This window comes from uncultured Sphaerotilus sp. (assembly GCF_963924895.1).
Lineage (GTDB): Bacteria > Pseudomonadota > Gammaproteobacteria > Burkholderiales > Burkholderiaceae_C > Sphaerotilus.
The window spans coordinates 90,903-103,243 of sequence record NZ_CAWURG010000020.1 but is presented as its reverse complement, the minus strand read 5'-3'; the positions used below and the strand labels follow the sequence as shown (position 1 = coordinate 103,243).

At 68.4% G+C, this 12,341-nt stretch carries 10 protein-coding genes; 6 read left to right on the top strand and 4 right to left on the bottom strand.

Annotated elements, in window-relative coordinates:
- Nucleotides 1-78: 78 nt before the first annotated feature.
- The 4 genes from AABN02_RS08445 to AABN02_RS08430 are packed head-to-tail and all read left to right on the top strand — an operon-like array spanning nt 79 to nt 4,641.
- Complete coding sequence (locus tag AABN02_RS08445; protein WP_338414487.1) at nt 79-1,257, top strand: hypothetical protein; 1,179 nt, start codon at nt 79-81, stop codon at nt 1,255-1,257.
- Between the two features lie 3 nt (nt 1,258-1,260).
- Nucleotides 1,261-2,475 carry a glycosyltransferase family 2 protein gene (locus tag AABN02_RS08440; protein ID WP_338414486.1) on the top strand — a complete coding sequence of 405 codons (1,215 nt, stop codon included), beginning with the start codon at nt 1,261-1,263 and terminating at the stop codon, nt 2,473-2,475.
- Between the two features lie 46 nt (nt 2,476-2,521).
- Complete coding sequence (locus tag AABN02_RS08435) at nt 2,522-3,634, top strand: Gfo/Idh/MocA family oxidoreductase (RefSeq protein ID WP_338414485.1); 1,113 nt, start codon at nt 2,522-2,524, stop codon at nt 3,632-3,634.
- Nucleotides 3,631-4,641 carry an NAD(P)-dependent oxidoreductase gene (locus AABN02_RS08430; RefSeq protein WP_338414484.1) on the top strand — a complete coding sequence of 337 codons (1,011 nt, stop codon included), beginning with the start codon at nt 3,631-3,633 and terminating at the stop codon, nt 4,639-4,641. The genes AABN02_RS08435 and AABN02_RS08430 overlap by 4 nt, the downstream gene beginning before the upstream one ends.
- Here the strand turns inward: AABN02_RS08430 and AABN02_RS08425 are convergent.
- The 4 genes from AABN02_RS08425 to AABN02_RS08410 all read right to left on the bottom strand — a co-directional run bounded on the left by AABN02_RS08425 (nt 4,598) and on the right by AABN02_RS08410 (nt 8,218).
- Complete coding sequence (locus AABN02_RS08425; protein ID WP_338414483.1) at nt 4,598-4,861, bottom strand: hypothetical protein; 264 nt, start codon at nt 4,859-4,861, stop codon at nt 4,598-4,600. The genes AABN02_RS08430 and AABN02_RS08425 overlap by 44 nt on opposite strands.
- A gap of 2 nt (nt 4,862-4,863) precedes the next feature.
- The gene (locus AABN02_RS08420) at nt 4,864-6,726 is read right to left on the bottom strand and encodes a ferrous iron transporter B (RefSeq protein ID WP_338414482.1); all 1,863 of its coding nucleotides are present in this window, start codon (nt 6,724-6,726) and stop codon (nt 4,864-4,866) included.
- A complete protein-coding gene (locus AABN02_RS08415; protein ID WP_338414481.1) occupies nt 6,723-7,016 on the bottom strand; it encodes a FeoA family protein in 294 nt (97 codons plus the stop codon). The genes AABN02_RS08420 and AABN02_RS08415 overlap by 4 nt, the downstream gene beginning before the upstream one ends.
- Before the next feature lie 95 nt (nt 7,017-7,111).
- On the bottom strand, nt 7,112-8,218 hold the full coding sequence (locus AABN02_RS08410; RefSeq protein WP_338414480.1) for a glycosyltransferase: 1,107 nt from the start codon (nt 8,216-8,218) through the stop codon (nt 7,112-7,114).
- A 114-nt stretch (nt 8,219-8,332) separates the two neighbouring features.
- Here AABN02_RS08410 and AABN02_RS08405 point away from each other — a divergent pair, with 114 nt between their 5' ends.
- Nucleotides 8,333-10,042 carry a hypothetical protein gene (locus AABN02_RS08405; protein ID WP_338414479.1) on the top strand — a complete coding sequence of 570 codons (1,710 nt, stop codon included), beginning with the start codon at nt 8,333-8,335 and terminating at the stop codon, nt 10,040-10,042.
- Between the two features lie 215 nt (nt 10,043-10,257).
- Nucleotides 10,258-11,814, top strand: a complete 1,557-nt coding sequence (locus AABN02_RS08400) for a hypothetical protein (RefSeq protein WP_338414478.1) — start codon at nt 10,258-10,260, stop codon at nt 11,812-11,814.
- Nucleotides 11,815-12,341: the final 527 nt, after the last annotated feature.

Genomic DNA, 12,341 nt, shown 5'->3' with positions numbered 1-12,341 from the left:
GGGCTCCCGGTCTGTCTACTGCGGACTGGCCAGCGCGCTGGCTGACCTCCACAACATCAAAAGGCTCCGATGAGTGTCGTGCTTGTCCTTCTCGCCCTGCTGGCGGCCATTGCCGGCGTCGTGGCACTGTTCATCCGCCAGCGCAATATCCAGACCTGGCTGGCCAGCTACCTGAAGCAGGACTGGCACGCCCCCGCCCCGGCCGGGGTGACGAAGCACGTGATGTTCTGCTTCGTCGACCACTACGAACCGATGTGGAAGCAGCCGGACTACGCCACCGAATGCAAGCGCGTGGCCCGCTGGCGCCAGGAATACCCCGCCCTTTGCGCCCCCTTCAAGGACGCCGACGGCCGCGGACCGATCCACAGCTTCTTCTATCCTGAAGAGGAATACCGCCCCGAGCACCTCGACCCGCTGGTCGAGATCTGCCGCATGGGGCTGGGCGAGATCGAGATCCACCTGCACCACGACAAGGACACCGAAGCCGGCCTGCGCGAGAAGCTGCGCCGCTTCACGCAGCTGCTGGTCGATCGCCACGACGCGCTGCCGGTCGATCCGGTGACGAAGCAGCCGCGCTGGGCCTTCATCCACGGCAACTGGGCGCTCGACAACTCGCACCCCGATGGCTATGGCTGCGGCGTGAACAACGAACTGATCGTGCTGCGTGAAGAAGGCTGCTACGTCGACTACACCTTCCCGGCCTCGCCCGATCCCTGCCAGACCTCGACGATCAACAAGATCTACTACGCCAAGGACGACCCACACGCCTGCAAGTCGCACGACACCGGCGTGCGCGTGAAGGTCGGCGGCCGGGCGTCGGGCGACCTGATGCTGATCCAGGGGCCGCTCGGCTTCAAGTGGAACGACCGCAAGTTCGGCATCATCCCGCGCATCGAGAACTCGGACATCCGCACCAGCTGCCCGCCGACGCCGGACCGCGTGGACGCGTGGGTCGAGACCGGCATCCACGTCGAAGGCAAGCCGGAATGGATTTTCGTGAAGATCCACACCCACGGCACGCAGGAACGCGACATGGACACGCTGCTGGGCGAGCCGATGCGCCGCACCTACGAACACCTGCACGCCAAGTACAACGACGGCAAGGACTGGAAGCTGCACTACGTCAGCGCCCGCGAGATGTACAACATCGTCAAGGCCGCCGAGCAGGGCCTGCCGGGCGAGCCGGGCCAGTACCGCGACCTGGTGATTCCGCGTCCCGGCTACCGCGACACCACGAACGCAGCGGCGAAAGGCTGATCGGTGCTGCACACGCTGCTGGCCCTCATCGCCATCGGGGGTGTCGTCGCGGTCCTCTATTCCTACGCGCTCTACCCGGTCGTGCTGTTCGTCGTCGGATCGGTGGTCCAGGGGCTGCGCGATGTCGGCTTCGTCTTCCGCAAGCGCGACCGCCGCATCGACGCCGGCCACACCGAGGCCGAGCCGGACTGGCCGCCGGTCGCCGTCGTCATCTCGGCCTACAACGAAGAGACGCACATCGTCTCGCGCATCGAGAACCTGCTGGCGCTCGACTACCCGGCCGACCGCTTGCGCGCCTACATCGGCTCCGACGGCAGCCGCGACCGCACGGCCGAGTTGATGGCGCAGTTCAAGGACGAGCCGCGGGTCGTCGCCCTGCCCTTCGAGGTCAACCGCGGCAAGGCCAGCGTGCTGAACGATCTGGTGTCGCGCACGGTCGAGCCGATCGTCGTGTTCTCGGACGCCAACACCTACTTCGAGCGCAGCGCGCTGAAGCGGCTGGTGGCGCGTTTCCAGGACCCGAAGGTGGGCGGCGTCACCGGCGAGCTGCGCCTGCTGGGCAACGCCGGCGGCGACAACCAGGACAGCCTGTACTGGCGCATCGAGCAGTTCCTGAAGTTCTTCGAGGCCCGCATCGGCGCGCTGCTGGGTGCGAACGGCGCGATCTACGCCATCCGCCGCACCCTGTGGCAGCCGCTGCGCCCGGACACGATCTGCGACGACTTCTGCGTCGCGATGAACGTGTCGGCCGCCGGCCATCGGCTGGTGTACGAACCGAAGGCGTGGGCCGAAGAAGACACGCCCGAGCAGATCGGCGAAGAGGTCAAGCGCCGCATCCGCATCGGCATCGGCAATTTCCAGGCGCTGGCCCGCCACCCGCAGTACCTGACGCGCACCTCGCTGGCCACCGCCTTCGCCTATGTCTCGCACAAGGTCTTGCGCTGGACGGCACCGCACCTGCTGCTGCTGGCACTGGCCGCCTCGGTCGCGCTGGCCGTGCGGGAACAGTCCTCGGGCTGGGCCATTTACGCGCTGGCGCAGGCGACGAGCTATGGACTGGCCTGGGCCGGCTGGCGGCTGACGACCCGCGGCGTGAAGCTGCCGACGCTGGTCAAGCTGGCCGCCTTCCTGTTTGCGCTGAACTGGGCGTTCCTGGTGGCGTCCTGGCGTTTTTCGACCGGGCGGGCCAGCGGAAGCTGGGGCCGCACGAGCCGCTGAATCTGACGAATTGCGACACATTGAAGAACCACCGGGAGTGCATGCCGTGTTGAGGGTAGGAATCATTGGCTGCGGCAAGATTGCCGACGGCCACGTCGAACAGATCCGCGCCATCGGGCGCGGCGAGGTGGTCGCCGTGTGCGACCGCGAACCGCTGATGGCCGAACAACTGGCCGTGCGACTGAAGATCCCCGGCCGCTACGACGACGCGGCGGAGATGTTCGCCAAGGAGCGGCTGGACGTCGTCCACATCGCCACGCCGCCGGACTCGCACCTGTTCCTGGCGAAGATGGCGTTCGCCGCCGGCTGCCATGTGTTCATGGAAAAGCCGTTCGCGCTGACTGCCGCGCAGACACGCGAGATCCTGGCGCTGGCCGCGCAGGCCGGGCGCAAGGCAGGGGTGAACTACCTCTACAACTACGAGACGCCAGGGCTGGAGCTGGAGGAACTGGTCAAGAAGGGGACGCTCGGCGAGATCGTCCACCTCGACACCAACTACGGCTACAACCTCGCCGGCGACTATGGCCTGGCCGTGATGACCGACCCGGGCCACTGGGTGCATCGCCTGCCCGGCAAGCTGTTCCACAACGTGCTCGACCACGTGCTGGCCAAGGTCATCCCCTTCCTCGGCGACGAGATCGACACCCGCGTGCTGGCCTTCCGCCGCCGCGGCCCGACCGGCTCGGCCATCGTGGACGCGATGCCCGACGAGCTGCGCTTCATCCTGCGCAGCGGCGGTGTCACCGTGAGCGGCAACGTCAGCGCCCACGGCCGCCCCGTGCCGCACACGCTGAAGGTGGTCGGCACGAACGATTCGGTCGAACTCGACTACACCGCCCGCACGCTGATCCAGGCCTCGCGCTGGTCGGCGCCGAGCGCGCTGGGCCGCCAGTTCATGGCGTGGACCCAGGCCAAGCAGCTCGCCGCCAACGGCCGCCGCAACATCACGCGCTTCCGCAAGTACGAGTTCCACTACTTCCAGTGCATGCGCGTGCTGCTGGACCGCTTCTACGACGCCGTCGAAGGCAAGGGACCGGACCCGATTCCGCCCGAGCAGATCCTGCGCGTGTGCCGCGTGATCGACCAGATCGTCGAGGGTGTGGACGCCTGCATGGCACAACAGAACGGCAACGGCACCGCCAAGGAGGTCGCAGCATGAAGATCCTCGTCACCGGCGCCGGCGGTTTCCTCGGCAAGCAGATCGCCCGCAGCCTGCTGATGCAAGGTCAGTTCGACCTGCGGCTGCACTTCCGCAACAAGGCCCCGGCCGGCTTCATCGAGTCGCTGGTCAAGGAATTCCCGCAGGCGCAGATCGAGACGGCCGCGGCCAACCTGCTCGCGCGCGGCTCGTTCGACGCGATGCTGCAGGGGGTGGACTGCGTGATCCACGCGGCGGCCGGCATGAAGGGCGCGGCGGCCGACATGTTCGCCAACACCGTCATGGGCAGCCGCAACGTCTTCGAGGCGTGTGGCAAGACCGGCATCCAGCGCATCACGCTGATCAGCTCGTTCGCGGTCTACAAGACCGACGGGATGAAGCCGGGCGACACGCTGGGCGAGGACACCCCGATCGAGCCGGTCGGCGTGGACAAGGGCCCCTACGGCTATGCCAAAACACGCCAGGAACACATGTTCATGGAATACGCGGCGCAGTACGGCTTCGAGACCGTGGTCCTGCGCCCCGGCGTGATCTACGGGCCAGGCGGTGGCGCGCTGTCGCCGCGCGTCGGGCTGAAGGCGATGGGGCTGTTCGCGAGCCTGGGCAATGGCGCGCTGCTGCCGCTGACCTATGTCGAGAACTGCGCTGACGCGGTGGCGCGGGCAGCGGTCCACGCGCCGAGCGGCAGCGCGTTTGCCGTCACCGACGACAACATCCCGACCTGCCGCCAGTACCTCGACGGCTACCTGAAGAACGTGCAGAAGATGCGCGTCATCCCGCTGTCCTTCGGGGTGTTCCTGTGGCTATCGAAGCAACTGGTGGCCTACAACAAGAAGTCGAAGGGCCAGATGCCCGCGGTCTTCACGCCCTACGTCGTCCAGTCGATGTACACGCCGATCCGCTACAGCAACGAGGGCCTCAAGCGCATCGGCTGGACCCAGCGCGTGCCGACGCCCGAAGGACTCAGCCGGACTTACGCCTGGTTGAAGGCGCAGCCACCACGCTGATCCGCGCCGGGTCGCTGGCACCGCTGCCACAGGCGCTGCCAGCCCCCGGTGAAGCGCTGCATCCCCCGCAGCCGCTGCCACATCCCGCAGATGCAGACACCCCCGCGCGGCGCCCAAGCTTCAGCTTGAGAACGCGCGTGGCGGTGTGCCACAGCGCCCAGCCGCAGGCCGCGGCGATCACGGTGGCTTCGAAGGCGGCGTACAGCGTCGGGGTGCTCATGGTCATGCTCCGGTCAGGGCCTTGGCGATGTGGAAGGTCAGGAACGCCGCGCCGTAGGCCAGCGTGGTCAGGTAGGCCGCCGACAGCCACATCGTGCGCGCCGAGTTGGTCTCGCGGCGGATGACGGCCAGCGTCGAGATGCACTGCGGCGCGAACACGAACCAGGCCAGCAGCGACAGCGCCGTCGGCAGTCCCCACTGCGCGCCGATCAGGCCAGCGAGCTGCTGGGTGGCGGCTTCGCTGGTGTCGGACAGCGCGTACACCGTGGCCAGCGCGCCAACAACCACTTCGCGCGCCGCCATGCCGGGCACCAGCGCGATGCAGATCTGCCAGTTGAACCCGATCGGCGCGAACACGAACTCCAGCGCGTGGCCGATCATGCCGGCGAAGCTGTAGGAGATCGCGGCCCCCGTGGCACCCTCTGGCGGCGCCGGAAAGCTGCCCAGCCCCCACAGCAGCACGGTCAGCGACAGGATGATCGTGCCGACGCGGCGGATGAAGATGCGCGCCCGCTCCAGCAGCCCGATCGCCAGGTCGCGTGGATTCGGCAGGCGGTAGGCGGGCAGCTCCAGCAGCAGCGGCTGCTCGGTATCACCCTGGCCCGAGAACCAGCGCTTGAGCACCATCGACACCAGCACTGCACTGGCGATGCCCGCCACATACAGCGTGAAGAGCACCAATCCCTGCAGATTGAAGACACCGCCCACCGTCCGGTCGGGAATGAAGGCGCCGATCAGCAGCGCATAGACCGGCAGCCGCGCCGAGCAAGTCATCAGCGGCGCCACCAGGATGGTGACGAGGCGATCGCGCGGATGCTGGATGCTGCGGGTGGCCATGATCCCCGGCACCGCACAGGCAAAGCTCGACAGCAGGGGGATGAAGGAACGCCCCGACAGCCCCGCGCTCACCATCACCCGGTCGAGCAGGAAGGCCGCCCGCGGCAGGTAACCCGACTCCTCCAGCGCGAGGATGAAGAGGAACAGGATCAGGATCTGCGGCAGGAACACCAGCACGCCGCCTGCGCCGGCGATCACGCCATCGGTCAGCAGCCCGCGCAGCGGCCCTTCGGGCAGTACGCCATTGACCAGCTCGGTCAGCCACACCATGCCGGCCTTGATGCCCTCCATCAGCGGCGCGGCCCAGGAAAACACCGCCTGGAACATCAGCAGCAGCAGCGCCGCCAGCACCAGCGGCCCCCAGACCGGGTGCAGCAGCACGGCGTCCAGCCGCTCGTCGCGCAGGCTCACCGTGTCGCTGAAGGTGACGGTGCGGCCGAGCAGGCGGGCGGTCTCGGCATGGAGATCGGGCGGCGTGGCCACTGTCGGCACTGGCGGCACGCCGCGGTCCAGCAGTTCGATGAGCGCCTGTGCGCCGTCGTGCTGCACGGCAATCGCCTCGACCACCGGCACGCCCAGTTCGCGCGCCAGGGCCTCGCGGTCGATCTGCATCCCGAGGCGGCGGGCCTCATCCATCATGTTCAGCACCAGCACCATCGGCCGGCCCAGCGCCCGCACCTCCAGCGCGAAGCGCAGGTGCAGCCGCAGGTTGGTGGCGGAGACGACGGCGATCAGCACATCCGGCAGCGGCTCGCTGGCCAGCTCGCCCAGGCACACGGCGCGCGTGACGGCCTCGTCCGGACTCTTGGGCTGCAGGCTGTAGGCGCCGGGCAGGTCGAGAATGCGGAATTTCCGGCCGGACGGCCCGGTGAAGCGGCCTTCCTTGCGCTCGACGGTGACGCCGGTGTAGTTGGCGACCTTCTGGCGGCTGCCGGTCAGGCGGTTGAACAGGGCGGTCTTGCCGCAGTTGGGGTTGCCGACCAGCGCGAGGTGGGCGATGAGGTCGCTCGCAGCGGCAGCGGTGCTCATGGTTGGCCGGCTGCCGTTGCGGGGGACTCCACCGACGTGATGTTGAGCATCACCCGCTCGGCCTCGGCGCGCCGCAGCGCGAAGCGGGTGAAGCCCAGTTGCACGGCGATCGGCTCCGCCCCCAGCGGCCCGTGGGCGATGACCCGCACCCGCTCGCCGGGCACGAAGCCCAGTTCTTCCAGCCGCTGTGCGACACGGTCATCGGCCGACCGCGGCACGACGGCCGCGATGCAGGCGCTGACCCGCAGGGGCAGATCGCGCAGGGACAGGAGGATGGGGGCGTGTGTCATGGAATCAATTCTAAACAAGAATCGTTTTCAATCAGATTGCCCATCCCCCACGTTTGCGCTGGTTTACACGGGAATCGTCCCGGTCTTGATCCAGATCAGCGCCGCTGCGCCGTTGCGTAGAAATTCCGGAACGCGGTGTAGAGGGTGTCGAGCGAGCCATGCTGGCGCACCCAGTCGCAGGCGTTCTGGCCCAGGCGCTCGCGCAGCGGCGCATCGGCCAGCAGCCGGTCCAGCGCCTTCAAGAGCGGCGGACCTTCGCCCGGCGGCACGAGCAGGCCGCTCTCGCCGTCGCGCACCAGCTCCGGATTGCCACCCACCGCCGTCGCGACGATGGCCAGCCGCGTCGCGCAGGCCTCCAGCAGCGCGATCGACAGGCCCTCGGTCAGCGAGGGCATCGCGAAGATGTCGAAGCCCGGGGTCAAGTCGGCCACGTCGCGGCGCTGGCCGGTCAGGATCACGCGGTCGCCGAGTCCGGCCGCGTCGGCCTGCGCGCGCAGCTCGGCCTCGAGCGGCCCGCTGCCGACCAGCGCCAGCCGCAGCGAGGGATGGCGCGCCAGCAGCGCCGGCATCAGCTCGATCAGCAGCGCATGGTTCTTCAGCGCCACCTGTCGCCCGACGGCGCCGATCAGCAGCGCGTCCTGCGGCACGCCCAGGCGCTCGCGCGCGATCCGGCGGCGCTCGGGCGTCCAGCGGAAGCGGTCGACCGGGATGCCGTTGAGCACGGTCGTCGCCCGCTCGGCGGCCACCAGGCCACTGCCGACGTAGCGGCCGTGGATCTGCGCGCCGACCATCGCATAACCCTGCGTGCGGCCGATCGCCCAGGTGAAGAAGCGCTTGAGCCGCGGCTCGCGGTCGAGCCGGAAGCCCATGTCGTGCAGGCTGCAGACCAGCGTCGGGCGGCGCCAGCGGCCCCAGAGCGCGGCGGCGGCGTGGTAGTTGGGGACGAAGTTGTGGGCGTGGACCACCTCGATGCCGCGCTCGGCGATCGTGCGGCGCAGGCGGCCGATCAGCGCCAGATCGACCCCGTCGCGCTTGCCGCCGACGATCACCTCGATGCCGGCGGCTTCGAGTTCGGACTTCAGGCCCTCGGTGTGCAGCAGGCTGAACACGCAGACCGTGTCGCCGCGGCGTTTCTGCTCGATCGCCAGATCGGTGGTCACCCGTTCGAGGCCTCCGAATTCGAGCGAATCAACAATGTGCATCAGTCTCATGGCGAGAATCGGGCTGTCTGGAATGGCGCGCATGCTAGCGCAGCCACCGTCCGTTTGAGAGACTGCCACCGTTCGGCAGCGCCGCCTGCCCAGGAGTCCACCCCCATGTCCCCACGCATGTCCCCACGCCGCCCGACCTCCTTCCGCCAGAACGCCCTGCCCCGGGTGCTCGCACTGGGCCTGTCTGCCGGTCTGTCGCTGCTGTCCCTGCCGGGTCACGCTCAGCGCGTGATCGTTCCCTCCTCGAACAGCGGCGTGCAGACCACCGGCGGCCCGAGCAGCGAGTCCGGCCAGTTCATCGGCGATCTGGGCGCGCCAGCGCCGGAAGTGGCGGCCAACCCTGGCAAGCCGGGCGACACCCCGCCGCCCGCCGCCGACACCGCCTGGCCGCCCGCGCCACGCGAACCCGTCAGCGCCGACGGCTGCTCGAAGCCGCTGACCGGCTCCGGGACCACCTACCACGTCGGGCCGGGCCAGACCCTCACCGAACTGACCGACGTGCCGTGGCTGTCGCTGCGTGCCGGGGACGTGGTCAACATCTACCACCGCGCCGAGCCTTACCGCACCAAGATCGGCCTCCGCGCCCAGGGCACGGCCGACGCGCCCGTGGTGATCCACGGCGTGACCGACACGAAGTGCAACCGCCCGGTCCTCAGCGGCCAGAACGCCGTCACCGCCCGTGACGCCGCCGCCGCGGGCTTCTTCAGCAAGCAGTACAGCGAAGCCCTCGGCCTGATCTTCATCTACAAGTCGCGCGACCAGGCCTGGGGCAGCCGGCCCAAGCACATCCGCATCGAGAACCTCAGGATCACCGGCGCCCACAAGGACAGCCGCTACACCGCGCAGGACGGCAGCACCGGCAACTTCTCCAGCGGCGCGGCGGGCATCTACGCCATCGTCGTGGAAGACCTGGCGATCGAGAACTGCGAGATCACCCGCAACGGCAACGGCGTCTTCGTCAACAGCAAGTCCGAGGACGAGGCCAGCCGCAACGTCTTCATCCGCCACAACCGCATCTGGGACAACGGCAACGTCGGCAGCTGGTTCGAGCACAACCTCTATGTGCAGACCGCCCGCGCGCTCTACGAGGGCAACTACATCGGCCAGCTCGTCCCCGGCGCCAAGGGCTCGTCGATGAAGGACCGCTCCAGCGCGACCGTCGTGCGCTTCAACCACATCGTCGCGGCCGCCCGCGCCATCGACCTGGTGGAGATCGAAGGCGGGGTGAAGCAGATCCTGAAGGACCCGCTCTACCCGCAGGCCTGGGTCTACGGCAACCTGATCGTCAACGACTTCCGCAACCCCGGCTATGCCTCGGTCAAGCTGATCCACTGGGGCGGCGACAACGATGAGCGCTACTTCCGCCAGGGCACGCTGCACTTCTACAACAACACCGTGCTGCACAACAGCACGCAGGCGCAGGCCTGGTACATGGCGCTGTTCGACATGCCGACCGCGCAGCAGAAGGTCGATGCCCAGTCCAACCTGTTCATCAACCAGGGCACGACGCAGATGCGCATCGGCCACGAAGCCGGCACCATCGAGTTCAACGGCAACAACTGGATCAGCCGCGACTGGGCCGAAGCGGCACCCACCTCCCAGGTCAAGGTCGCCGTCAAGGGCAAGCTGCTGAGCCAGCCCGCACCAGGCATCGCGGCAGACCTCCACCCCCGCGCCGGCGCGGCCGGCACCGATCTGGCCGACAACGCCGCCGGCCTGCCTCCAGTGGCCTACCAGTTCGCCGAACCGGCGGGCATCGTGAAGCGGCCCGTCGCCGGGCGTGCGCCGGACCTCGGTGCATTCGAGCTGAAATGACGTGAACGCGCAGGTTTTTTCGGGCTTTAGGTAACAGCCAGAAGGAATCCACTGGTCGTCGATCCAGCGACCCGTGAATTCAGGCCAATTCAATCCCCCTTAAATAAGGGGGTCACCGCTTGCCAACACCTCACGGGCCGAGATCCGGGCCAGTGCGTCGCTGTCTGACGCACGTCCGGATCGGGTGGATCACACCCGGTTCAGGAGGTTGTTCCATGCGTTTTATCCCCACCACCCGGACTTCGGTCCGCCTGCACTGTGGTCTCGCCAGCGCCAGCGCCCTGCTGCTGGCCGCCGCCAGTCCGGCCCAGGGCGCGCGGGCGCCAACCACGGTCACACGCCCCCCCATCACCCAGCCACCGGCCCCGGTCACCGTGCAGACGCCGACCTCCGCAGGTGCCCCGCTCACCACGCCCAGCGCGGCACTCGGACTGAGCGCCTGCGCCCCGTCCGGCCGTGGCACCGACTACCGCGTCGGCACCGGCCAGCCCTACACCAGCCTCGACGCCGTGCCGTGGGAGTCGCTGCGCGCCGGGGACACCGTGCGCATCTTCTACCGCGACGCACCCTACCGCAGCAAGTTCCTGATCGCCGGCCAGGGCACGGCCGACGCGCCGATCCGGGTCTGCGGCGTGCGCGGGCCGAACGGCGAGCGGCCGGTGATCGACGGCAGCGGTGCCACCACCCGCGCGGCCCTCGGCCCGCTCTACAACGGCACCCTGGCCTACAGCCACGTCCACCAGGACCGCGCGATCATCGTCCTCAAGCCGCTGGCGACCGAAGCCTGGACCGCCTACCCGCGCTACATCCAGATCGACGGTCTCAAGATCACCCGCGGCCACCCGGACTACCGCTACCGCACCGCCGCCGGAGCGGAGCGCCCGTACGCGCCCTTCGGGGCCTGCATCTGGGTCGACCGCGGCCAGCACATCACCATCGCCGACAACGAGATCACCGACTGCCAGATGGCGGTGTTCAGCAAGTCCACCGACGATGGGGACTTCGCCGTGACCCGCGACCTGCGCATCGCCGGCAACCGCTTCGCCGGCCACGGCATCGTCGGCGACTGGCACGAGCACACCACCTACCTGCAGAGCGTGGGCACGGTGGTCGAGTTCAACGACTACGGCCCGCTGCGCAGCGGCGCGCCGGGCAACGCCATCAAGGACCGCTCGGTGGGCGCGGTGATCCGCTACAACCGCATCGAGGAAGGCGCCCACGCCATCGACCTGGTCGAGGCCGAGGACTTCCCCGTCACGGCGCGGGCGCTGCCCGCCTACCGCAGCACCCAGGTCTACGGCAACCAGATCATCAAGACGGGCGACACCGGCAGCGTCATCCACTACGGCGGCGACCACTTCGGCAGCGCCCCGGGCGCTGGCTGGGGCGAGCCGCTGTTCCGCCAGGGCACGCTGCATTTCTGGAACAACACCGTGCTGCTCAAGGGCACGCAGGCCTGGGTGTTCCAGATCTCGACCACGCTGGAGAAGGTCGAAGCCTGGAACAACGTCTTCTATTTCGCCCCGAGCGTGGCGCAGCGCAATCTGCGCATGCACCAGGAGGTCGCCGCGCCGTGGGTGGGTGGCGGCGTGCTGAACCTGGGCGTGAACTGGATCAGCACGGGCTGGCAGGACAGCGATCCCTGGCACCCGGTGGGCGGCACGCTCAGCGGCACGCAGTGGCTGCAGACCGGAACCGGCATGCCCGTCGATGCCACGACGATGCAGCCCATGCGCGCTGGTGCACTGACCGGCCGCGCCAGCGCGCGCTGAGGATGCCGACCGACCTGCGCAGAGCGCCGCGCGGCGCGCTGCAGACGATGCAAACACCCTTCGTCTGCAACGGGAGGTGTGGAGATGCGGCGATCCGGCCCGGCGGCGCCCTGCGCTGCCGGCTACGCCTTGTGACCGGTGCTTGCAGCCTGCTCCACACCGGTCGCGGTCAGCGTGAAACAGCGCACGGTCCGGGTCGGAATTTCTGGTTTTTCGTCAAACCCCAGAAGTGGAAAATTTACAAAAACAGCGCGTATCGCGAATTATTGTTGCGTCACATGGGTCGTTACAGTAAAGAAAATTGCTTACCGACCCTGTTCGACCGTCCATCTATCTTCGGCCCCCTCCCTGCAGCAACCCAGAAGAAGGACCCGATGGACCAGATCAGAACAGCGCACGTACGCTCCTTGTGGATGGCAACCTGCTTGACTTTGGTCGGTGGACTGACGGCCTGCGGCGGGGGAAGTGGTGGCGACACAGGCACCGCGCTCAATGTGAGCGGGGCGCCGAGCCCCGCCCCGATTCCG

What these genes read in the sequence shown, in the direction of transcription:
- AABN02_RS08405 (WP_338414479.1), top strand. Translation starts at nt 8,333, where the DNA reads ATGTCCCCACGCATGTCCCCACGCCGCCCGACCTCCTTCCGCCAGAAC.
- AABN02_RS08415 (WP_338414481.1), bottom strand. Translation starts at nt 7,016, where the DNA reads ATGACACACGCCCCCATCCTCCTGTCCCTGCGCGATCTGCCCCTGCGG.
- AABN02_RS08430 (WP_338414484.1), top strand. Translation starts at nt 3,631, where the DNA reads ATGAAGATCCTCGTCACCGGCGCCGGCGGTTTCCTCGGCAAGCAGATC.
- AABN02_RS08400 (WP_338414478.1), top strand. Translation starts at nt 10,258, where the DNA reads ATGCGTTTTATCCCCACCACCCGGACTTCGGTCCGCCTGCACTGTGGT.
- AABN02_RS08410 (WP_338414480.1), bottom strand. Translation starts at nt 8,218, where the DNA reads ATGCACATTGTTGATTCGCTCGAATTCGGAGGCCTCGAACGGGTGACC.
- AABN02_RS08425 (WP_338414483.1), bottom strand. Translation starts at nt 4,861, where the DNA reads ATGAGCACCCCGACGCTGTACGCCGCCTTCGAAGCCACCGTGATCGCC.
- AABN02_RS08420 (WP_338414482.1), bottom strand. Translation starts at nt 6,726, where the DNA reads ATGAGCACCGCTGCCGCTGCGAGCGACCTCATCGCCCACCTCGCGCTG.